20 protein-coding genes are annotated in these 23,442 nt (G+C 40.5%); 9 read left to right on the top strand and 11 right to left on the bottom strand.

What is annotated here, in order from left to right; translation table 11 throughout:
• Position 1: 1 nt before the first annotated feature.
• The 4 genes from ggt to IQ31_RS04665 all read right to left on the bottom strand — a co-directional run bounded on the left by ggt (position 2) and on the right by IQ31_RS04665 (position 5,142).
• A complete protein-coding gene (gene ggt / locus IQ31_RS04680) occupies positions 2–1,702 on the bottom strand; it encodes a gamma-glutamyltransferase (protein WP_145327213.1) in 1,701 nt (566 codons plus the stop codon).
• Between the two features lie 62 nt (positions 1,703–1,764).
• Positions 1,765–2,091: a nucleotide pyrophosphohydrolase gene (locus IQ31_RS04675; RefSeq protein ID WP_145327211.1), complete on the bottom strand. Its 327-nt coding sequence runs from the start codon at positions 2,089–2,091 to the stop codon at positions 1,765–1,767.
• A 16-nt stretch (positions 2,092–2,107) separates the two neighbouring features.
• A complete protein-coding gene (gene dtd, locus IQ31_RS04670; RefSeq protein WP_120333195.1) occupies positions 2,108–2,566 on the bottom strand; it encodes a D-aminoacyl-tRNA deacylase in 459 nt (152 codons plus the stop codon).
• A gap of 140 nt (positions 2,567–2,706) precedes the next feature.
• Positions 2,707–5,142, bottom strand: coding sequence for a TonB-dependent receptor (locus tag IQ31_RS04665; RefSeq protein WP_145327209.1), 2,436 nt, complete (start codon positions 5,140–5,142; stop codon positions 2,707–2,709).
• Positions 5,143–5,550: 408 nt separating this feature from the next.
• On the opposite strand from IQ31_RS04665, the gene IQ31_RS04660 reads away from it, so the two are divergent.
• From IQ31_RS04660 to IQ31_RS04650, 3 genes are all read left to right on the top strand, one after another.
• Positions 5,551–6,726, top strand: a complete 1,176-nt coding sequence (locus IQ31_RS04660) for an amidohydrolase family protein (protein WP_075990826.1) — start codon at positions 5,551–5,553, stop codon at positions 6,724–6,726.
• A 118-nt stretch (positions 6,727–6,844) separates the two neighbouring features.
• Positions 6,845–7,126 carry an acylphosphatase gene (locus tag IQ31_RS04655; RefSeq protein WP_046674815.1) on the top strand — a complete coding sequence of 94 codons (282 nt, stop codon included), beginning with the start codon at positions 6,845–6,847 and terminating at the stop codon, positions 7,124–7,126.
• Positions 7,127–7,170: 44 nt separating this feature from the next.
• A complete protein-coding gene (locus tag IQ31_RS04650; RefSeq protein ID WP_145327321.1) occupies positions 7,171–8,640 on the top strand; it encodes a lipopolysaccharide biosynthesis protein in 1,470 nt (489 codons plus the stop codon).
• Positions 8,641–8,707: 67 nt separating this feature from the next.
• Here IQ31_RS04650 and dusB read toward each other — a convergent pair whose 3' ends face one another.
• The 6 genes from dusB to trmD all read right to left on the bottom strand — a co-directional run bounded on the left by dusB (position 8,708) and on the right by trmD (position 13,874).
• A complete protein-coding gene (dusB, locus tag IQ31_RS04645; protein ID WP_145327207.1) occupies positions 8,708–9,703 on the bottom strand; it encodes a tRNA dihydrouridine synthase DusB in 996 nt (331 codons plus the stop codon).
• 185 nt (positions 9,704–9,888) lie between these two features.
• A complete protein-coding gene (trpC, locus tag IQ31_RS04640; RefSeq protein WP_075990828.1) occupies positions 9,889–10,671 on the bottom strand; it encodes an indole-3-glycerol phosphate synthase TrpC in 783 nt (260 codons plus the stop codon).
• A gap of 11 nt (positions 10,672–10,682) precedes the next feature.
• On the bottom strand, positions 10,683–11,258 hold the full coding sequence (locus IQ31_RS04635) for an anthranilate synthase component II (RefSeq protein ID WP_145327205.1): 576 nt from the start codon (positions 11,256–11,258) through the stop codon (positions 10,683–10,685).
• A complete protein-coding gene (locus IQ31_RS04630) occupies positions 11,245–11,538 on the bottom strand; it encodes a chorismate mutase family protein (protein ID WP_145327203.1) in 294 nt (97 codons plus the stop codon). The genes IQ31_RS04635 and IQ31_RS04630 overlap by 14 nt, the downstream gene beginning before the upstream one ends.
• Positions 11,535–12,938, bottom strand: a complete 1,404-nt coding sequence (locus IQ31_RS04625; RefSeq protein WP_145327201.1) for an anthranilate synthase component I family protein — start codon at positions 12,936–12,938, stop codon at positions 11,535–11,537. Before IQ31_RS04625 ends, IQ31_RS04630 begins: the two co-directional genes overlap by 4 nt.
• Positions 12,939–13,196: 258 nt before the next feature.
• A complete protein-coding gene (gene trmD, locus IQ31_RS04620; protein WP_088160046.1) occupies positions 13,197–13,874 on the bottom strand; it encodes a tRNA (guanosine(37)-N1)-methyltransferase TrmD in 678 nt (225 codons plus the stop codon).
• An 84-nt stretch (positions 13,875–13,958) separates the two neighbouring features.
• On the opposite strand from trmD, the gene IQ31_RS04615 reads away from it, so the two are divergent.
• Positions 13,959–15,590, top strand: a complete 1,632-nt coding sequence (locus tag IQ31_RS04615) for an ABC-F family ATP-binding cassette domain-containing protein (RefSeq protein ID WP_075994613.1) — start codon at positions 13,959–13,961, stop codon at positions 15,588–15,590.
• Between the two features lie 123 nt (positions 15,591–15,713).
• Here IQ31_RS04615 and gndA read toward each other — a convergent pair whose 3' ends face one another.
• Positions 15,714–17,129, bottom strand: a complete 1,416-nt coding sequence (gene gndA / locus IQ31_RS04610; protein WP_145327199.1) for an NADP-dependent phosphogluconate dehydrogenase — start codon at positions 17,127–17,129, stop codon at positions 15,714–15,716.
• A 180-nt stretch (positions 17,130–17,309) separates the two neighbouring features.
• Between gndA and IQ31_RS04605 the strand changes: the two genes are divergently transcribed.
• The 5 genes from IQ31_RS04605 to IQ31_RS04585 all read left to right on the top strand — a co-directional run bounded on the left by IQ31_RS04605 (position 17,310) and on the right by IQ31_RS04585 (position 23,414).
• Positions 17,310–18,821 carry a gluconokinase gene (locus tag IQ31_RS04605; protein WP_145327197.1) on the top strand — a complete coding sequence of 504 codons (1,512 nt, stop codon included), beginning with the start codon at positions 17,310–17,312 and terminating at the stop codon, positions 18,819–18,821.
• Positions 18,822–18,837: 16 nt separating this feature from the next.
• Positions 18,838–20,160 (top strand): gluconate:H+ symporter, encoded by a 1,323-nt coding sequence (locus tag IQ31_RS04600; RefSeq protein ID WP_145327195.1) that lies wholly within the window; start codon positions 18,838–18,840, stop codon positions 20,158–20,160.
• 180 nt (positions 20,161–20,340) lie between these two features.
• Positions 20,341–21,825, top strand: a complete 1,485-nt coding sequence (locus IQ31_RS27595; RefSeq protein ID WP_208734109.1) for a TPM domain-containing protein — start codon at positions 20,341–20,343, stop codon at positions 21,823–21,825.
• Between the two features lie 163 nt (positions 21,826–21,988).
• Positions 21,989–22,591: a CDP-alcohol phosphatidyltransferase family protein gene (locus IQ31_RS04590; protein WP_075990835.1), complete on the top strand. Its 603-nt coding sequence runs from the start codon at positions 21,989–21,991 to the stop codon at positions 22,589–22,591.
• A complete protein-coding gene (locus IQ31_RS04585; protein ID WP_088160052.1) occupies positions 22,584–23,414 on the top strand; it encodes a phosphatidate cytidylyltransferase in 831 nt (276 codons plus the stop codon). Before IQ31_RS04590 ends, IQ31_RS04585 begins: the two co-directional genes overlap by 8 nt.
• The last annotated feature ends 28 nt before the right edge of the window (positions 23,415–23,442 follow it).

Below are 23,442 nucleotides of genomic sequence, written 5' to 3'. Positions count from 1 at the left end.
TCTAATAACCTTTCGCTGTATCGTCTCCACGTGGGTCGGCTCCTGTCTGTAATTTACCATTTGGTAATACAAGTATATTCTCCACACGGCCGATTGCCCCTCTCGGATTTATCGTATAGCCATCTTTTGTCAATTGGCCACGTAAATTGGAATTGATAGCGTTATTTTCGACATCAATGCGATCAGGAAGCCATTGATGATGAAATCTTGGCAGGCTCACAGCAGATTGTGCATTTTGTCGGAAGTCAATAACGTTGAGGATAGTCTGAAAAACAGAGGTAATGATGGTTGATCCCCCCGGGGTTCCCACAACCATGAATAGTTTGCCATCTTTTTCTACAATAGTGGGTGTCATTGAGCTGAGCATTCTTTTGCCGGGCTGAATCTCGTTCGCTTTTTCCCCTGTAAGCCCATACATGTTTGGGACACCGGTCTTCACAGAGAAATCATCCATTTCATTGTTTAGGAGAAAACCTGCGCCGGCCACAAATACTCCCGAGCCATAAGAATCATTGAGTGTTGTTGTAATGGATACTGCATTCCCTTGCTCGTCTACGATATTGAAATGTGTCGTTTGTTCACTTTCATAGCCAGGAATGACATCTGCATTGACATCTTTGCTTAATGTCGCTTTACGGAAATTGAATGAATTGAGTTTATGTGCATTTGAGCTGGAGTCAATAAGCTGTTGGACGGGTACCCTAATAAAATCAGGATCTCCTAAATATTTGGCCCGATTGGCATATACATAGCGTTCAGCTTCGACCATGACACGAATGGTTGAATCGGTTTGAAAGCCCCAGCGTTGAAGTGGAAACTGTTCGACTGATTTGAGCAAGGCCAAAAGAGATGTTCCCCCACTCGAAGGCGGCGGCATGGAAATAACTTTGTGCCCCCTGTAATTTGTGGAAATTGGGGTACGCCAAATTGCCTGATAATCCAGTAAATCTTGATGATTGATAATGCCTTTCCCTTTGTCCATTTCGGCAACAATTAAGTCGGCCGTTTTACCTTTATAGAAGCCGTCTCGCCCTTCTATTGCGATTCTTTCCAGCGTTTTCGCGAGTTCCTCCTGGATAAATGGGTCAGCTGTTTTCCAAGCTGTGGTTTTGATAATTGCAGCACCAGAGGGATTCAGCTTGACAAAACGATCTTTATGGCTTTCAAACTCATTGGCTTGTCGTTGACTGATTTTAAAACCTGTTCTGGCGAGCTGTATTGCTGGGAGTACGAGATCTTTCCATTGCAACTTGCCATACTTTCTGTGTGCTTCCCACATACCGGCAACAGACCCAGGGATGCCTGAGGCCAATTGACTGTAAAGACTCAACTCAGGAATAACATTACCTTGGGCATCGAGATACATATCCCGGGATGCTTTTTGAGGAGCTTTCTCACGAAAATCTAGGGCATCTAAATTACCCCGATGATCGCGATAGAGCATAAAGCCGCCGCCGCCAATATTTCCTGCATTTGGATAAACAACTGCCAAAGCAAATTGCACGGCAACTGCAGCATCTATTGCATTTCCACCTTGTTTTAAAATCTTTACGCCGACTTCTGAAGCCAAAGGATGCGCTGTGACTACGGCAGCCTTATTAAAAGTACTGGCCTGCTCGACCTTAGAATTTAGCTGTTGTTTTGTCGCACAAGAGGCAAGGCATATGCTCGCTATGAGCGAATAGGTTATGAATTTATACATCGTATTCGATTTAAAACTTTAAATATTATCTCAAAGAGTTGTACAAACAATACTATCTCCAATTATTTAAGTTTTTCGTTGTTTTTATGGCGGTCGGCATCCCGAATTGATTTCTTTTGAAGATTTTGTTCCAGAGCTTCTGTTAGATCAATTCCCGTTTGATTGGCAAGACACATCAAAACGAATAATACATCGGCCATTTCATCTGCTAAATTGACTTCTTTGTCTGATTTTTTGAAAGATTGCTCTCCGTATTGCCGAGCCATTATTCGGGCAACCTCACCGACTTCTTCCATGAGTATAGCGGTGTTTGTCAGTTCGTTGAAATAACGTACTCCGGTACTATTGATCCATTTGTCAATAATGTCTTGTGCTTCTTTAATTGTCATCTTTTTCAATAAAAAATTAAAAGTTGTCCTTATCTTTTGTATCCATGACGATGGTAACTGGACCATCATTCAGTAGGTCGATTTTCATATCTGCTCCGAATATGCCCAGTTGAACCTCTTTTTGGAGCAATTGACTTAACAATAAAGCCATCTCTTCATACATTGGTTTGGCTTTATCCGGTTTTGCTGCTCTGATAAAAGAAGGTCTGTTTCCTTTTTTTGTTTGAGCAAAGAGGGTGAATTGTGAGATGAGTAAGATATTTCCGTCTATATCCTGTATCGATTTATTCATCAAGCCCTGTTCATCCTCGAAGATGCGTAAGTTGATGAATTTCTGTCCTAACCATTTAAGATCTTCTGTTGTGTCTGCTTCTTCAACTCCTAATAAAATCATTAAACCCTTCTGGATCTGGCCTGTAATCTGATTATCTACCGTACAAGAGGCGTTTTTCACTCGTTGTATAACTGCGCGCATAATGAAAAGTATAAAACCAAAGGTAAAAATTCCGATTGTTAAACACGATGTAATGTGCAATTTATCCACCATATTAAATAAAAAACGTCTCTTGCTTCCTCAGGAAAAAAGAGACGTTTTTTTATTTAAATAAATTGTTTCTAAAATTTGAAATTCAGGCCCAATAGGAAATTTGTTGGTGCTTGTGGGAAATAGAAATTATAATATTTTCGGGTATCACCTTCCATCCAACCGAAGGTGTAGCCATTGGCTTCGTACTTTTCGTTTAAGATGTTGTTGACCTGTAAAGTTGCACTGATGTTTTTGATACCTAATGCTGTAAAGCTATAATTTGCTAACAGATTGTTGACAAAATAAGAGGAAATGCTCCTCTCTTTCGCAGATGAATTATCTAGATATTGTCTTCCTACAAATTTGGATAGTAGAGAGAATGTCAGTGATGTTATCGGACTATAAGAAAAATTACTTGACAAAATCGTTCCCGGAGATAAAGCAATGTCTGTTTTCGAATAAAATATCCTTGTATTACCGATTACCTCTTCAAAGTCTTTAATTTTATTTTGGCTGAAACTAGCTGTTGCTTTCCAGTTGAACTGTTTGCTGATGTTCCATGATCCATCGAATTCAAGTCCCATTCTATAGCTATCTTTGACATTTTGTCGAATTGGAGAGCCAGTATCACTGATTTCACCTGTTGGGATCAACTGATCCTTGTAAAACATGCCATACCCATTCAATCCGATGTTGAATTTTTCATTTGTAAAGCGATAGCCAAATTCGATGTCCTGCATTTTCTCTGGGGTAGGGTCTGGTAAGGCGCTATTTTTCTCTATAAAATCCTTGCGAACAGGTTCTTTTTGTGCAAAGGCATAGGAAGCGTATACATTTGAATGGTCATTTAGCAAATAAGTTGCACCAGCTTTAGGGTTTAAGAAATTAAACTTAGGATGATAATTATAATTTTTCACCTTATCATCATCACCATACATGTGGTAATCTACATTCCGATATTGAATATCGGCCATTAATATCCACTTATCTAGTTTATAATCGACCTTTAAGAAATTACTGAAATCATTTTTTTGTGATTTCCCGAAGTAATATTTATCGTCAAGAAAACCTGTTGATGCATATTGTGCCCAAATCACCTGGCCATAATGTTTTCCTTTGTATTGATTATAAGCTCCACCCCAAGTAATTTCAAGCTGATCATTCGGTCTGTAATTTAGGGCATAGGTCATGCCATAAAAATAATTATCAAGCCATCTCCTGCGGACGAGATCTGTTTTTTGTATGGTATCTTTACCAATGATGACGTTAGGCAAGCCGTATTTACTTAGTTTATCTCCGGGTCTCATTTCTTCATAGTAACCATAACCTCTTGTATAGTGTAGGGCTGTATTGAGCGTCAATTTGTCGTTCAGGATATTGGTATAATGAAGTTGATGATGTTTCTGCGTATAATTATCTGTTTGATTTTGATACGTATATAGATTATAATTCCGGCCGGCGTTCATGAAACGATCTTTCTCTGCGCCCGAGATTTCGAGTGCATTATCTGCATAGTCATCCATGCGTGATCGATCGCCAGTAATCAATGGTTCGGGAACGCCATTCCAGGCTTGATATGTCTTTTCTTTTCCCCAGAATACAATTCCTTTTAAAATATGTTTCTTGCCATAATAACCTCCGTCCACATAAAAAGACTGTAAGTCTGAACTACCTCTTTCGATATAACCATCGCTACTGATTCGAGATAATCTGGCATTGAAGGCAAATTTGTCGTTAATTAGCCCGGTACCTACCTTGACTGTATTTTTCCAGGTATTGTAGGAGCCAAATGAATTGTTGAGCTCTGCGTAAGGGGTTTCGACTAACGTATTGGACTGAATATTTAATGAGGCTCCAAATGATCCGGCACCATTCGTCGAAGTCCCAATACCACGCTGAACTTGGATGCTCTCGGTAGAAGAGGCAAAGTCGGGAAGGTTTACAAAAAATGAACCCATGCTCTCGGCATCATTTAAAGGGATTCCATTTAATGTTACGTTGATTCGTTGATTATCTGATCCCCTGATTGTCATTCCGGTATAACCTATGCCTGCCCCGGCATCGGAATTGACCTGCACGGATGGAGTCTGATTTAAAAGGAATGGGATATCCTGGCCGAGGTTGTTACGTGTTATTTCTTCTTTGGAGATGTTTTTAAAGGTTGTAGGAGCATTTCTTTTGGCACGGGTAGATTGAACAAGCACCTCTTCCATTTGAATTGTACTAGGTTCTAACGCTACCGTAAGCTCCAAATTGTCTTTAACATCCACATTTTGGCTCCATGTTTTATATCCAAGAGAAGATACCTGGATCTGGTGCTTACCTGTATTGATACGATATAGTTTAATCAGCCCATTTTTGTCCGATTGGCCAGCAAAGGATGCTTGTCCATCTATAGATATGGAAACATACTGTAAGGGGGTCTGATTGGTATTGTCTACAGCTTTAATTGTCAGATTTTGTTGCGCAATGGCAATTTGGCTTGAAATAGTAGCTAAGGAGCTACAAATCAAAAATTTGATCATGGTAATGTATTTTGTTTGAGTTAAACAAATCATAGCAAGGGGTTACTACGACCGCACTATTTAACTAACCTCTCCCTACGCCAGCATTATCTGGATCAGGTGTACAGAATTTAATCTGTTGGGTATAATCTCAGCCTTTATTTGTGTTCCTGACAAAACAAGGCACCCCTATTCGATGCTGCAAATATATAAATTTAAAATTGAAATGAAGTATAAAGAAGTAATTTATGACAAATGAAAAAGAGCGGATTTGCGGTATTATTTCTTTTTGGTTAAAAATTTGTGCAAATTGTTGTTTTTGGTATTTATTGTTCTTTTTAGGTACCTTGGCATGAATTTTTCTACTAAAGGTATGTATTCATACAGGTCAAAAAATTTTAGTTACTAAATTGATAGTGAGGAGATAAAATGTTAAAATATTTAAGCGCTAATTATATTCTGCCGATTACTTCAATGCCAATAAAAGACGGTATTGTTTCGGTAGATGAGGAGGGGGTAATTCAAGGTATCTATGACCCAACTTCATTTACACCTTCAGATAAAACGAAGGTTGAGAGATATGAAGGAGTGATAATTCCAGGTTTTATCAATGCACATTGCCACATTGAATTGTCGCATATGAAAGGTATTGTTCCTAAAGGTACGGGGCTTCCGAGCTTTCTCAGTAAGGTGATGACAACGCGGTCGGCATCGATGAAAAAAATAGATGACGCTATGGCCAAAGCCGATCGAGATATGTACGAAAATGGTATTGTCGCAGTCGGAGATCACGCCAACACTGATAATTCTTCAAAATTGAAGGAAGATTCACAGATATTATATCACACATTTGTGGAGGTGCTCGGAATTGAACCTGAAGAAGCTGACTTTAAGTTAAAGGAGGCTAAATCGTTGACCCAAGAGTTTAGGAATGGGCATGTATCCATTACTCCGCACGCTCCCTATTCTTGTTCGAAGGTCCTTTTTAAAAAATTCAAGAAGATGGTTCCGGAAACAAATATTATCAGTATTCACAATCAAGAAAGTGAAGAGGAGAATAAACTGTTCCGTTATAAAATGGGTGAGTTCTTGGACTTTTATAAAAGTATAGGAAAAAATGCTGATGCGATTAAGGCGCAGGCAAGAAATTCGATTCAGTCTTATCTTCCTTATTTGCCTTATCCAAATAAATTATTGTTGGTTCATAACACCTATACCTCTCTTAAAGATTTGGATTTCGTAGAACGTATGGATCGTGATGTGATGTGGTGTCTCTGTCCAAAGGCCAACCTTTATATTGAGGGAACATTGCCAAAGGTTCAGAATTTTATGAATGCCGGACAGCGTTTAGTAATCGGAACGGACAGTTTAGCTTCAAACGATACATTGTCCATTTTGGAGGAGCTAAAGGTATTGCATGCGCACTTTGAGGATCTGGATTTCTTGCAGACTATTCAATGGGCTACAATCAATGGTGCTATCGCGTTGAACATTGAGGATGAATTTGGCTCCCTTGAAGTGGGTAAAAAACCTGGGATTGTGTTGTTGCAAGGTATGGAACACATGCGCCTAAATGAAGATGTTAAGGTAAAACGTTTAGCGTAGTATTTAATTCCCCAAAACTTCTGTACTTTTGCTCTTATTGAACCGTCCATGACTATAATAACGAAACTATAGTCATGGTAAGTTCCATCTGACCGATGGAAGAAAAAATAAGTTACAGATGAAACATTTGAATATTTCAATAAGAGGTAAAGTACAGGGTGTCTTTTTTAGATTGACAACCAAGGCGGTTGCAGATCAAGTCGGTGTTAGAGGCTTTGTTGTCAATTTAAAAGATGGTTCTGTCTATATAGAGGGCGAGGGCGACGATTTTGCGCTAGATTCACTATTGGAGTTCTGCCAAGAAGGACCCGAGGGTGCAATCGTTGAAAGTGTTGAGGTAAAGGAAGGCGAAATGAAGGGCTTCTCCAATTTTGAAGTAGTTAAAAGAGTTCAATCTTAAGTCTTTTCGCCTTGTCAGTACTTAAAAAATTCGCCGGACAGACCATGATTTATGGCCTGAGTACGATTATAGCCCGTATGCTGTATTTCGTCATGACGCCATTGTATGTCCTCAAATATCCACCTGCGTCCTACGGAATATTTACTCATATGTACGCCTGGGCATCCATGATCAATGCCGTTTTGGCATTTGGTATGGAAACAACTTTTTTTAGGTTTCTCCAAAAAGTCGAAGAAAAGGATAAAAAGCAGGTTTTCAATAACAGTTTTATCGTCATTGCCTCTTTGGCAACATTATTTTTTATTACGGCCATAGTCTTTGCTGGCACTATTGGTAGCTGGTTGAATAAGGGAACTTACAATGCCGATTACGAGAGCTATGTGAAGTATTTCGCCCTCATATTGGCATTGGATGCTTTAGCTATTGTTCCTTTTGCGAAATTGAGATCGGAGGGAAGGCCTATTCGATTTGGTGCTATTAAATTGGCCAACATCGGTATTATGGTTATGCTTAACCTATTCTTTATTGCGCTAGTTCCCTATCTGATAAAAGATGGTGGTGCTTTGGGCACTTGGTGTTCCGGTTGGTATAGAAATGAATGGATAGGTTATATATTTATTTCTAATATTGTGGCAAGTGCAGCAACCTTTCTATTGCTCCTGCCTGAAATGAAAGGGTTTTATTTTAAACCCGAAAAGCAGCTAATCTTAAAGATGCTATCGTATAGCTTTCCGATTTTAATTGCCAATATTTCTTATATCATCAACGAAAATTTAGATAAAATTGTGTTGCCAATCTACCTGCCTAAGGATATTGGTGATCGCGATTTGGGGATCTATGGAGCCGTTGGAAAATTAGCGATGTTTCTGAGCATTTTTGTTCAGGCTTTTCGATTGGGTGCCGAACCATTTTTCTTTTCTTATGCAAAAAATGCTAATGCAAAGAAGACCTATGCGTTGATTATGGAATATTTCGTAATTGCCATGATGTTAGTTATGCTGGGGATTACAGCGAATATTGACTGGCTGAAGTATTTTATTAAAGGAAATGTGGAAACTCGTGACTTATATTGGTCTGGACTTTTCATCGTTCCGCTATTACTATTCAATTATGTGCTGCTGGGAATCTATATGAATCTTTCGGTATGGTATAAGCTTTCTGACCAAACGCGGTACGCTTTGTATATTTCATTGGTAGGCGCAGGAATAACTGTCGTTGCGAATTATTATCTGATTCCTAGATACAGTTATGTTGGAGCATCAATAGTCACATTTTTAGCCTACTTTTCTATGGTGGTGCTATCTTATGTATGGGGACAAAAACATTATCCTATACCTTATAAATTGGGCAAGATCCTGATGTATATAGTTGTAGGAATATGTTTCTCCTATCTATCCTATTTTGTATTTAATCATAATACCTTCGTTGGTAATGGGCTTTTGATTGCTTACATTGGAGGTGTATTTCTGATGGAAAGAAATCAGCTCAAGCGATTCATAAAGAAAGACGCTTAAACGAAAAAAGGTCGTGCTAATGTTAACTTAGCACGACCTTTTTCTTTATAAATCGTAGACTTCAGGATTATACCACTTCTGCCGAGAAATTGTGTTCAATTTCATGAAGTACCTCAAGAATCTCTGCCTGGCTTTGAAGGCTAACCAATTTCATTCGGTGTTCTTTAAAGTTGGGGATTCCTTTGAAGTAATTCGCATAATGCCTGCGCATTTCAAAAATACCCAATTTGTCACCTTTCCATTCAATGGATTTGTTCAGATGTGTTCTGCAAACCTCGACACGTTCGGCAATAGTTGGTCCTTCTAAACGCTCACCAGTATTGAAAAAATGTTTTATTTCTCTAAAGATCCAGGGGTATCCGATTGCTGCACGGCCAATCATAATGCCATCCACTTCAAACTCCTGCCGCCATGCCGCAGCTTTTTCGACAGAGTCTACATCGCCATTGCCAAAAATTGGAATCTTGATGCGCGGATTGCGTTTGATATCACGAATCATAGACCAGTCCGCCTGACCTTTATACAGCTGCGCGCGCGTACGTCCATGAATCGCAAGTGCTTTGATCCCCACATCTTGTAACCTTTCGGCAACTTCGTATACATTTTTTGTGTTGTCATCCCAGCCAAGACGTGTTTTCACCGTTACGGGTAGATCCGTAGCCTCAACGACAGCTTTTGTCATTGCAACCATTTTATCGATGTCCTGTAGCAGGGATGAACCAGCTCCTTTACAGACTACTTTTTTAACTGGACAGCCGTAATTGATGTCGATTAAATTAGGCCCTGCTTTTGTGCAGATCTCAGCAGATTGACGCATACTTTCAATATCTCCACCAAAGATCTGAATGCCAATAGGACGTTCATATTCAAAAATATCAAGTTTTTGAATTGACTTTGCAGCATCCCGAATTAAGCCTTCCGAGGAAATAAATTCAGTATACATTAAATCAACACCATTCTGTTTGCACACATAGCGAAACGGAGGATCACTTACATCCTCCATCGGAGCTAATAACAATGGGAATTTACCCAAATCAATATTTTCACCAATCTTGACCGACATCTTCGATAATTTTTTACAAAGGTACAAAATTTGGCATTAGTATAAAGTTAGCTAACTGTCACGAGTTTAGAGCCGATTTTTGATCTCTTCAGATCCTGTCGAACGTTGACCGTTCGAATCGCTAACCCCGCCAAATTCAGAGTTAAGTGAAAGTATAGTCTTCCTAACGTCAGGGTTTGATTTCCTTATATTTCTTTTACAAATTCTTTGATAGCTTGTCCAGGATCGGCTGTCTTCATGAAATTTTCACCAATTAAAAATCCTTGGAATCCAGCTCTTTTTAGAGCTTTAATTGTCGAAGGATCAGATATACCGCTCTCAGACACTTTAATATATTCTGTTGGTATTTTGTTCAGGAGATCATAAGAATGCTGAATGTCGACTGAAAAATCTTTAAGGTTTCTATTATTGACACCAATTGCGTCAATGTCATCGAAAAGATTATCCAACAGTTCCTGTTCGTTGTGCACCTCAAGTAAAACATTTAAACCCAATTGGTGTGCATAGGCTGCAAATTCCTGTATTTCCTCCTTTTTCAGACATGCTGCAATTAAGAGGATGATATCTGCTCCATAAGCTTTCGCTTCGGTGATCTGATATTTATCCACGATGAATTCTTTTCTTAAGATAGGAATGCTAATAGCCTCGCGTGCTTTCGATAGATCTTCTAAATTGCCTTTGAAAAATTCGCTATCAGTAAGAACCGAGACTGCCGAAGCACCTGCCTCCTCGTATGCCTTTACAACATCTTCCACTGCTGAAGTACTATTGATGTCTCCTTTTGATGGCGATGCTCTTTTGTATTCCGCTATAATTCCTGTTTTTTCAGGATCAAGAATAGATTCTCTCAACGATAGACAAGCCACACTGAAATAGGGATAGTTTAATAGTTCCTCAAAAGGAACTAAAGCTTTTGCTTTTTCTACTTCTATTTTTTTTCGTTCAATGATTTTATCAAGTATAGTCATTTTTTTAGATGTTAGATTCCCAACCAGTTTTCAATTAATTTTTTACCATTTGTGGTCAATACCGACTCTGGGTGGAACTGCATTCCCCTTACATCGTATTCGGTATGGGTTAAGGCCATAATGATGCCATTCTCGTCGATTGCCGTTACCTTGAGGCTAGCTGGTAGGGTGTCTTTGTTTACAGCCCAAGAATGGTAGCGTCCAATTTTGGAATCTTTTGGGAAGTCCCGAAACAATTTCTCTGACTCATCAACAACAGAAATATTTGTTGCTACGCCATGCAAAGGTTTTTCCATATTGAATAGTGTACCACCAAAGACTTCTGCAATAGCCTGTTGGCCTAAGCAAATACCCAATATACTTTTATGTGGAGCGTAGGTACGGATAACATCAAGTAATAATCCAGCTTCTTCTGGAATACCTGGGCCCGGCGAAAGAAGTATTTTATCGAAAGCATCAATATCTTCCAGTTTAAATTTATCATTTCTCCATACAACATATTCTTGATCTAATTCCTGTAACAAATGGACCAAGTTGTAGGTGAACGAATCGTAGTTGTCTATAACGACTATTTTATTGTTGCTCATAACCTTTTGCTATAAAATCTTGATTAATATAATTTTCAATTTCCTGGAATATGGACCGAATAAATTCGATTGGCAAATGAAATCTTTTTGCCAGTAGGACATAATTACTGTCCAGGTTCCGAATGATATTCTGCTCTTCGTTTTGCTCATCCTCGAAGGACTTGCCTTTGCCGATATAGGTTTTTCGTAATGCCAATAGCTCAACGATGCGGTTGTCAATGGTGTCTACCGAATCATGGATATGTTGCTTGTTGACACAGTATTCCAATGGTCTGATCATAATGTTTCTGCTAATTGTAATGCTTTTCGTAGCGCAGCAATTTTGTTATTTACTTCTTGTAGCTCCATTTCGGGGTCTGAATCTAATACGATACCGCCGCCGGCCTGATAATGTAAGGTGTTTTGCTTACTTAGGAAGGAACGAATCATAATGGCATGATTAAAGTCTCCGTTAAAACCCATGAATCCGATTGCACCCGAATAAAATGAGCGTTGTAATCCTTCATAACGATCAATCAATGTCAACGCCATATGTTTTGGAGCTCCTGAAAGCGTACCCGCTGGATATGTATCACCTACGATGTCAAATGGGTTGATATTATCTTTTAATGTGCCCGTTACTTTGGAGACCAAGTGGATAATATGCGAGTAATATTGTGGTTCCATGTAGGACTCAACTTTAACTTGGGTGCAATGTCTACTTAAGTCATTGCGGGCAAGATCGACGAGCATAACATGTTCGGAAGTTTCTTTAGGGTCTTCTTTGAGCTTGGTGGCTATTTTTTGATCTTCCTCCATGTTACCTGTCCGTTTGAATGTTCCTGCGATAGGGAAAATCGTCGCTTGTTTCCCGTGGATACGCAGTTGAGCCTCAGGCGATGATCCGAAAAGTTTAAAGTCACCATAATCAAAATAGAAAAGATAGGGCGAAGGGTTGATGGAGCGGAGCGCACGATAGACATTGAATTCATCACCGGAGAACGGTGTCTTAAAGCCTCTGGATGGAACGATCTGGAATACATCACCACGTTGGATATGCTCTTTCATCTTCTTAACCAACTGACGGTGTTCTTCATCGGTACGATTGGAGCTTTCCTCGCCAGCTAGTTTGAAGGTATATTCAGGAAAGTTTTTGTTCTGAATAAGGAACTGCATTCTTTCAAGTTCTGATTCTTCGTCATCCAGCAGATGTTCAAAAATATAGAGTTGATTACGGAAGTGGTCGATGGCAATGACATATTTGTAAACATGATATTGCATAAACGGTATTTTCCGTGCCGGATCTACCGTTGTTGTTAGTTTGATGTCCTCAAAGTGTTCAATACAATCGAAGGTGAAGTAACCAAATAGGCCATTGGAGATCAAGTTAAGTTCAGCAATTGTATGATCTTCGAAGGAATTCCTAAAATCGGAAACTTCTTGACGTAATTCGATTTCGTGCACATTTTTTACGATACGTTCTTTACCCGGATAAGTGAGCGTCAGCTCTTTCTCATCGAGCTGGATTCCGGCAATTGGTTGACAACAGATGTAACTGATGTTGTTGTCGCGACTATGGTAGTCGGAGCTTTCCAGTAACAATGAGTTTGGAAAGATATCTCTTAGGCGAAGATAGATGCTCACTGGTGTAGTTGTATCCGCGAGCAACTTTCTGGTTTGTGTTTTGAATGTATACTTCATTTTTTGTGTCTTATCTTCTTGTTGTAAACTATGCATAAAAAAACCCCGATACTGGTCAGCATCGGGGTTGGAATTTCCATAAATGGTTTTGGTTGATTATGAAATATTATGACAATACCAATTAGTTCCCGATGCTTATTGCTTCAGGCCACCACCAATTTGTATTTGTATATCTTCGTGTCATTATTACACAAATTTATAAAAAAAAATAAATAAGCAAACTTTTTGTGACAAAAAAACAAAAATTCCCCTTATTTCTTAATCATTTAATAAATCAGGACGTCTTTCTTGCGTTCTTTTTAACTGTTGTTCATCTTTCCATGCAGCGATTTTTGCCTCATGACCACTAAGGAGAATATCAGGTACTTTGTGGCCTTTCCAGTCTGCAGGGCGTGTATAGATAGGCGCATCTAGTAATCCATCCTGAAAAGAATCTGAAAGCGCGGATGTCTCATCCGACAAAACTCCGGGAATCAGACGGATAACAGCATCTGTAACAATCGCCGCTGGAAGCTCACCTCCGGACAGTACATAATCACCGACTGAGATCTCTTTTGTTACATAAATATCACGGATACGTTGATCTATTCCCTTGTAATGCCCACAGAGAATCATCATATTTCCCTTTGTAGATAATCCATTCGCAATATCCTGATTGAATGTTTCACCGTCGGGAGTCATGTAAATGATCTCATCGTATTCCCGTTCAGCTTGCAATTGCTCTATACACTTGGCAAAGGGTTCTATTTGAAGGACCATGCCCGATCCGCCCCCGTACGGATAATCATCGACACTTTTGTGTTTATTTGTTGAATAGTCTCTTAAATTGTGGACATATATTTCAGCCAAGCCTTTGTTCTTTGCTCGTTGCAAAATAGAGTGTGCAAATGGACTTTCCAAGAGGTCAGGTAAGACCGTAATAATATCAAAACGCATGGGGCAAAGATACACAAAAATGCACCATTGTCTATTTATAAGATTGATTCGCTTATCTTTGTGCCAAAATTAAGTGTATATACAGTGATTGACGTAAATAATATTTCTGTTTCCTTTGGGGGAACAACTCTTTTTTCAGATGTATCTTTCTCCATCAATGAGAATGATAAAATCGCATTGATGGGTAAAAATGGTGCCGGTAAATCCACCTTACTGAAAATTATCGCTGGAGTGGGTAAACCTACTACAGGTAATGTTGCTGGTCCGAAAGATGCCATTATAGCCTATTTACCGCAACATTTGTTAACAGAGGATAACGTGACTGTTTTTGAAGAAACATCAAAGGCTTTCGAAGAAGTCTATGGTATGCGTGATGAGTTGGAAAACCTGAATGAGCAATTAAATATCCGTACAGACTATGAGTCTGACGATTATATGCAATTGATCGAACGTGTATCCGAATTAAGTGAAAAGTTCTATTCGATTGAGGAAGTTAACTATGATGCAGAAGTTGAAAAGGTCCTGAAGGGGCTCGGTTTTGAGCGTTCGGATTTTACAAGACAGACTTCTGAGTTTTCCGGTGGTTGGCGAATGCGTATCGAATTAGCTAAAATATTATTGAAAAAGCCCGATTTGATTTTATTGGATGAGCCAACCAACCACATGGATATCGAGAGTATCCAATGGCTGGAAGATTTCTTGGTCAATTCGGCTAAAGCAGTTATCGTTATTTCGCACGACAGGGCATTTGTCGACAATATCACCAATCGGACCATCGAGGTGACGATGGGAAGGATTTATGATTATCGTGCCAAGTATAGTCATTACTTGGAATTACGTCAGGAGCGTCGCCAGCATCAGCTAAAAGCGTATGAAGAGCAGCAACGCTTTATTGCGGACAATCAGGAGTTTATCGATCGTTTCAGAGGTACCTATTCTAAAACATTGCAGGTGCAATCACGGGTCAAGATGTTGGAGAAATTGGAAATCATTGAAATCGACGAGGTAGATACTTCCGCACTGCGTCTTAAATTCCCACCATCCCCGCGCTCGGGTCAATATCCTGTTATCGTTGAGGATCTAACCAAGGTTTATGATGAACACGTCGTATTTCAAAAAGCAAATATGGTCATCGAACGTGGTGAAAAGGTCGCTTTTGTCGGGAAGAACGGTGAGGGTAAATCGACCATGATCAAAGCAATTATGGGGGAAATCGATTTCGAAGGTACGCTGAAAGTAGGGCACAATGCAAAAATTGGGTACTTTGCACAAAATCAGGCCGCATTGCTTGATGGAGAGATGACCGTTTTTGATACCATTGATCAAATCGCTGTAGGTGAAGTGCGTGTTAAAATGAAAGATCTTTTAGGAGCCTTTATGTTTAGTGGTGATGATACAACTAAAAAGGTGAAAGTGCTGTCCGGAGGAGAAAGAACACGTCTGGCGATGATAAAATTGTTGTTGGAACCGGTAAATGTATTGATTCTCGATGAGCCGACAAACCATTTGGATATGAAAACAAAGGACATTATCAAAGATGCTTTGAAAGATTTCGATGGTACGCTGATCCTTGTTTCACACGACCGTGACTTTTTGGATGGTTTGGCAGAGAAAGTCTTTGAATTCGGAAATAAACGCGTACGGGAGCATTTTGAAGATATTAAAGGTTTCTTGGAATACAAGAAGATGAGTAGCTTGAAGGATATTGAACGTTAGCATCTAAATAAACGTAGTATAAAACCCAATAGGGGATTCAGTTATTAAAAGCGGCTTTTTTATATAAAAGCCGCTTTTTTGCGTTTTAAATTAAGATTAATCGAATCTTCAAGCTTTTTTTTCTTAATCCCAAAGCGTGTGAAAGATACCTTCCCGATCAATACGTTCATAGGTATGTGCACCAAAATAGTCTCGTTGTGCTTGTATAATATTTGTAGGTAATTTTTCCGATCGATAGGCATCAAAATAAGAGAGTGCGTTTACGTATCCGGATACGGGTATCCCGTTTGCGATAGCATCTTTCAATACCTCGCGAAGGCTGGCCTGCGTGCTCAGCAACTTTTGTGCCATGGTGTTATCGAGTAGGATATTACGCACGTCAGGATTAGCCGCATAGGCTTTTCTAAAATCCTCGAGCAAAGCCGCGCGAATAATGCAGCCGCCTCGCCAGACTTTGGTTACCACCTGTAAATCTAACTCATAGCTATAGCTTTCGGATGCAACAGTAAGCTGTGCCAAACCTTGCGCATAGGTCGTGATGATCACAAAGTACAATGCATTTTTTAAGCGAGAAATGAGTGTTGCTGCGGGGAGATCAACCGCTTGTCCATCCCATTGAAGTAATTTTGCCGCCTCCAAACGTTCAGGTTTGTATTTGGACATATCGCGCATATTGACCGCTGCATCAATCACCGGAACTGGCACCTGTAGATCCATCGCATTTTGCGAAGTCCATTTACCTGTTCCTTTTGATCTTGCCCAATCTGAAATCAGGTCCACCAAATACTGGTCACCTTCTTTTTTCTTTAGAATCTGAGCGGTAATCTCAAGCAAGAACGAGTTTAGTTCGCCCTTGTTCCATTCTTCGAAGGTCTGCTGTATGGTTTGGGTGTCAAAACCATATAATCTTTTCATCAGGTCATAGGTCTCTGCAATTAACTGCATGATACCATATTCGATGCCGTTATGCACCATCTTTACATAATTTCCGGCCGACCCGTTGCCTAAAAATTCTACACAGGGCTCGCCGATTACCTTGGCCGAAACTGCCTCAAATATTGGCCTTAGTCTTTCGTATGCCTTTCTGTCGCCACCGGGCATCAAGCTTGGCCCGCGACGAGCGCCACTTTCTCCTCCCGATATGCCCATTCCGAAGAAATGTATACCCATAACGGAAAGCTCATTAAACCTTCTGTCTGTATCCGCGAAGTACGTGTTTCCGCCGTCGATGATGATATCTCCTTTATTCAAAAGCGGAACAAGACTGGCAATTGCCATATCAACCGGCTTTCCGGCCGGCACCAATAGCATAATTGCTCTGGGTTGTTGCAAAGCCCCGATAAACTCTTCTACTTGGGGCGTCACTTTGATGCGATGTCCTTCGCTTGCTTCAGCTTCCAATGACTCCGCTTTCTGTGGATCTAGGTCTAGTCCTGCTACTGCGAAACCGTTGTCGGCGATGTTCAGCAATAAATTACGTCCCATTACGCCGAGTCCAACTATTCCAAAATCGTAGTTATTCTTTTTATCTATACTCATCGTTTAATACCATTTTTCTAAGTTGAAATTTACCATTTTTGTTGATACTATGAAAGACAATTATCAGCAGATCGGTATGCGGCGCTTTTCTCGTTCCAATTAGTTTGCTGGTATTGAGCCTTTTGTTGTAAACCAACAGATAATCCGTATATTGAGCTCTCCTAAACATCAATTTTATTTATGATCATTGGATTAGACATTGGGACATCATCTGCGAAAGCTGTTGCATTTGACTACGAAGGGAACATCTTATCCCAGTATAGTGTACCTTATCCTATATTAAACCCGTCGGAAGGCTGGTACGAGCAAGATCCGGAGATTGTTTATGCTGCATGTATTGAGTCTATTCGGTATGTAATGATTAACTTAAGGCAATCTCGTGCAGAGATACCGAAACCCGTATGTATTTCGGTGAGCAGTGCTATGCACGGACTGATCGCTGTTGACTCGGCGGGACAGCCACTTAGCAATTGCATAATATGGGCAGATCGCAGAAGCGAGCATATTGCGGTTGCCTTGGAGGCAAGTGAGGTGGGAAGGCTGCTTTATCAGCAGACGGGTACACCAATACATCCCATGTCTTTGCTTTGCAAATTAATGTGGATAAAGTCCAACGATCAAAAATTATTTGCGCAGTCGCACAAGTTTATCGGTATCAAAGAATTTCTTTTTTACCGGCTCTTTGGAGTTTACATAGTCGATCATTCCATCGCATCTGCAACAGGGCTTTTCGACATACATCACCTAACATGGTCTGATCAGGCGCTAAGCTTGGCGGGTATATCGGAAGAGCAACTAGCATCTCCAGTTCCGGTCGATTATATTTTAAATATGCCTAGCCGAGAAATTGCGGCCTTGATGCACATCCCTGAAGATACCCCTTTTGTTATAGGTGGTAGCGATGGTTGTTTGGCTAATCTCGGGGTAGGGGCTATAAGTCCTGGAGTGGCTTCGGTAACAGTCGGTACCAGTGGAGCTATTCGCGTAGCAAGTTCGCAGGCAAATCAAGAAAAAAAACAAAGACTATTTACATACCTGCTGAGACCCAATGAATATATAATTGGTGGTGCGGTTAACAATGGCGGTGTATTACGCAACTGGTTTCGAGACAACTTTTTGTGCGAATTTACCCAAATGGAAGAAGATGGAGATCCTTCTGCGGTGTTAAATGCTTTGGTCGACTCCGTCGTTCCCGGGGCGGAGGGCTTGATATTCTTGCCCTATCTAACTGGTGAACGGGCACCACATTGGAATTCCAATGCAAAAGGCGTTTATTTTGGAATACAGTTGCATCATGGCAGGGCGCACTTTGCGCGTGCCATGATGGAAGGGATGTTGTTTGCAATTTACAGTGTAGGACTCGCATTAGAGGAGAACACCGGTCCCATTCATACGATCTTTGCAAGCGGCGGCTTAGCGCGTTCATCGTTGTTGGTGCAGATGCTTGCAGACATTTTCAATAAACCTGTATTTACCAAAAATACAGTAGAAAGCTCTGCTTGGGGAGCAGCCTTGATAGGCTTGGAAGCATTGGGTATACAGGGAGGTGGTCCTACTATAAAAAACAAACAAACGGAAGGAAAGCAAGATACCGAGCACTGTTATAAACCGAGTGCGGAGAATCACGCTGTATATATTAGAAACTTCCAAAAATTTGAACGCCTGTACCATTTATTGGAAGGTGAGTTTTAACTAGATATAAATTATTATGCCTCTAATCATCGTTATTTTGGGAGTAGCTTTACTACTTCTTTTAGTCACTGTCGTTCGGTTAAATACGATCTTTTCATTACTGATAACCTCTGTTGCGGTCGGTTTTGCGATGAATATGAGTGCCGTCGATATCCTTAAATCTGTTGAAACTGGAGTGAGTACCACTATGGGCCAGTTGGCACTATTGTTGGCTTTCGGGGCTCTACTGGGAAAATTGATGGCGGAGGGTGGTGCTGCAGAAAAGATTACAACGGTACTAACGGCTGTATTTGGCAAAAAGAACTTACCTTGGGCAATGGTTCTCACGGGCTTTTTAGTAGGAATTCCCTTATTCTACAATGTCGGTTTTATCGTCTTAGTACCATTCGTTTTCATGGTATGTGCTTCCAATAAAATGCCCTTGCTTTACGTCGCTATTCCGTTGCTGGCAGCGCTGTCCGTGACACACGGTTATTTGCCTCCACATCCGGGAGCTACCGCCATAGCGCTTACCTACAAAGCGGATATAGGTTTAACAATGGTGTATGGCATTATTGTGGCAATTCCTGCGATAATTATCGGTGGACCGCTCTTTGGCAGGATCCTTAAGCGTATTCCGACCAACCCACCCACTGAGTTTTTTCCTGAACACAATCAAGCAGATCGAAAAGAGCTCCCCGGATTTGCAATTAGTATATTTACGGGGCTTTTTCCAATAATTTTAATTGCTTTTGGTTCATTTTCCCATCTAATATTTCCAGAAGGCTCCTCTTGGCTGAAGGCACTACGTTTCTTGGGTGATCCGGTGGTGGCTTTAATGATTGCCTCGCTAATGGCGATGTACACAATGGGTATCCGCCAAGGCAAAAGTTTGCGGGAGCAGTCAGCAAGTGTGGAAGAAGCAATCCGCGGGATAATGATGATCCTTTTTATCATTGCAGCATCAGGCGCTTTCAAGCAAATTTTGGTAGATAGTGGTGTAGCGAACTACATCGCTGACCTAACCGCAGACCTGAGCCTGTCGCCTCTTGTGCTAGCATGGTTAATAGCCGGTATCATTCGCCTAGTTATCGGTTCGGCTAGTGTTGCTGGGCTCACGGCAGCGGGCATTATGCTTCCCATTGTGCAGGCAGGAGAGGTTACTCCTGAATTAATGGTGCTAGCGACGGGAGCGGGTAGTCTCATGTTCTCACACGTCAACGATCCGGGGTTTTGGATGTTTAAATCTTATTTTGGAGTGAGCATGAAGGATACGTTTCGCTCATGGACGGTGATGGAAACGCTCGTTTCTGTTATTGGATTGATCGGTGTCTTGATTTTACACTGGCTTGGCCATTGACAGCGAATGAGAAAGTTTCATATTGCTAGGATACATTAATAGGACAAAGCGTCTTAAACGAATATTGAATTATATAGGCCCATAATCGGTTGATTATGGGCTTTTTTTTGATGAAAACCTTTGTTTGATTTTTTTTTCTTAATATCGTGACAATGAGCCAAATTTTGTTGTTCTAAAACTATGCAGAGATTACATCGTTTTTATATTTTTTTATTGATTTGGGTAGGAAGCTGCCTCCCCGGGCTGTCAGCTTTCGGGCAATTTATCGCCTATACCGTCGACAATTTGCCAAGCCCCAAATTACAGGGACAGGATTATTTTGTCTCCAATCCTGATGGGATTCTATCCTCGGGTACAGTGGCCGAATTAGATGGCTTATCGACGCAGATTGAGGCTGCTACAAAAGGTGAATTTGCAATCGTTGTTGTGAATGATTATGTTGGCGACAGTGATTTCGAATTTGCCCTAAAATTATTCAATACCTGGGGTGTCGGTAAGAAGGAAAGTAACAATGGGCTTTTGTTGTTTATTGCTAAAGACCGGCATGAATACCGTTTTATTACAGGGTATGGTATGGAAAGTATTTTGCCCGATGCCTATTTAAAACGTATTGGCGAAAAATATCTCGTACCCAATTTTAGGAATGAAGATTACGACCGCGGTGTTACGGAGGCCGCAGAATTTATTAAGACAATTCTTACCTCACCGGATAGTAAGGCGGAGCTGGAACGCTTGATGCCAGAGGCAACGCCGGTCTGGAGCTTTAAAAGTCCTATTCTGCGAAATTCTCTGTTGGTTTTAGGTTTATTTGCGATCTGTTATATCTGGTTGGGCGAGGTGACGCGAGCGATCAAAGGAAAGTTGACCAAAAAAAGTAAATATTTTCCGCCTTTAGTCAGTGGATGCGGCTGTATGGGGATATTAATGTTTATCTCGGTGTTTATCTGTGCATTTGCCCTCAATAATTTTGAGGAGGTCTATCAGTGGAAAAATCTACCTTATTTTATAGTTGTTTTTGGTAGTATTACCCTGGCCATGAAATACAATGCAAGCCGCACGCAAATTGTTAATTCCTATCAGGATGAGGAAAATATTCAAAGGGCTCTACGTAAATTTCGTGTCTGGGGTTTGGTTCCGCTATTACTGAGTCCATTGGCACTATTTGATGTCATTGGATTAAACAAGCGCATTCGGAAGAATCAACTTCGATTGATGCCGCCAGATCAATCTGGTCGTTGGTTGCGCATGAATAAGGATGATGTATCTACCCGTGAAAGTGCGTACCTGGATAAGGGGCAGCTTTTGGAGGAAAAAATCGGTAGTCGTTCGTATGAAATCTGGATAGATCAGGCGACCAATGAAACAAAGCTGGTTCCCTGGGACGAGAATGTTGGGTTCAGTGAATGTCCTGCATGTCATTATAGAACTTTTGAGACTGGACGTACCAAGACGATACGTGCAGCAACTTATAGTTCGCAGGGATTGGAGGAACGCTTTGACTTATGTAAGAATTGTGGACATCGGGTATCTCATGGTGAACACTCGACTCCAGTTAAAGTGCGCTCAACATCGAGTAGCTCTGGTGGAGGATCTAGCAGTAGTGGTGGCGGTGGAAGCTTTGGCGGCGGATCTTCTGGTGGGGGTGGTGCCGGTGGAAGATGGTAATCGGTAATTTAGGGCAAAAAAAAAGGTTTCCAAACGGGGAGAATGAAAACCTTAAATAACCAATTATAAACCTAAATTATGATGACACAAATATAGTGTATATATTACACTATGCAAATTTTTTTTTAAAAAAAATGAAAAAATAAATTACAGCTAGCGCGAGATGATTTCTGTTTATAAATTAAAACCAAAATTTCAGCAGTTGCTGATGCCGATCTTGAACTTTTTACATAGAAAAAAGGTAACGGCAAACCAGATCACGATCGGATCTATTGTATTGTCTTTGATCATTGCTTTACTGTTTTGGTATGCTGATCGTTTCCCGATTTTCTTTTTGGCCCTGCCAATCGGATTGTTATTACGAATGGCTTTGAATGCCTTAGATGGCATGATGGCACGACTTTTTAATCAGACTAGCAAGACGGGCGAAGTCTTGAACGAAGTCGGAGATATTGTTTCGGATGTCGTGCTATTTTTTCCTTTGCTGAAGTTTCATCCAGAAAGCATATATCTGATCGTCGCTTTTATCGTATTAAGTGTTGTGAATGAGTTTTGTGGATTGATCGGGAAGGTGATTGCCAATGATCGTCGTTACGATGGACCGATGGGTAAAAGTGATCGTGCTTTGCTGTTGGGGGTATATGGAATTTTAGCATTATTGCATATTTCAATGGTTACTGTTTCAGGTTATATTTTTGGTGTTTTATGCTTACTCTTACTTTTGAGTTCGGTAACTCGATTGAGAAAGGCTTTGGCGCATGGCTGATGCCAATAGCAAGTTCGCAGATGTTCCTGTTCGTGTTAGAAGCTGGGGTTATATTGTCTTGGTGTTGGCGGTTGCCTTCGTTCCACCAACAATATCACCCTTGTTTGTGGCCTGGATAACCTTTCAAGGGATGCGCGAGTTTGCTCGTATGTTTATCCCTGAATGTAAGACGCAACCATTGGTGTTTCTTTGCATGGCATTGTTGCAAGCGTTGCTCCTATACTTTTGTTCCTATCGAGCATATCTATTGTTGGCTAGCTTCTTGTGTTTGGGGACTGCTTTGTTTTTCAAATATGGTTTAAAGGTTAAGAAGGGAGCTGTGTTTGGGCTGTTTTTGGGCGCGGTAGCTTGTTTGCTTGCATTTAGCCATTTAGCTTTTATCCGATCCATTAAAGTGGATGGCAACCCATTCCTAGGACTAAAATTAATCGGATATATTGTTGTGTTAACGGAATTGAATGACGTCTTTCAATACCTGATGGGTAAGTTTTTTGGCAAACGTAAAATCGTTCCGCGTATTAGTCCAAATAAGACAATTGCGGGATGTGTGGGCGGTATCAGCTTAACAATTATATTGAGTAATTTATTGGGCTATTTTTTACTGCCATTTCAGAATTTTCTATACTTTTCGTTGTTCGGTTTGTTTTTCGGTATTTTGGGATTCTGGGGAGATGTCCTTTTTTCCTATCTGAAAAGAAAGACAGGAGTAAAAGATACTGGAACATTGATTCCTGGGCATGGTGGTTTATTGGATCGTATCGATAGTCTGATCTTCAATGCGCCCCTGTTTTATGCTTTGATTATCCTGTTTTTGGGGAATTAATAGAATTTGATGAATGTGGTAGTGAGAA

The organism is Sphingobacterium siyangense (assembly GCF_007830445.1).
Taxonomy (GTDB): Bacteria; Bacteroidota; Bacteroidia; order Sphingobacteriales; family Sphingobacteriaceae; genus Sphingobacterium; species Sphingobacterium siyangense.
The sequence above is the reverse complement of the archived record's forward strand: the minus strand, read 5'-3'. Positions and strand labels throughout refer to the sequence as shown.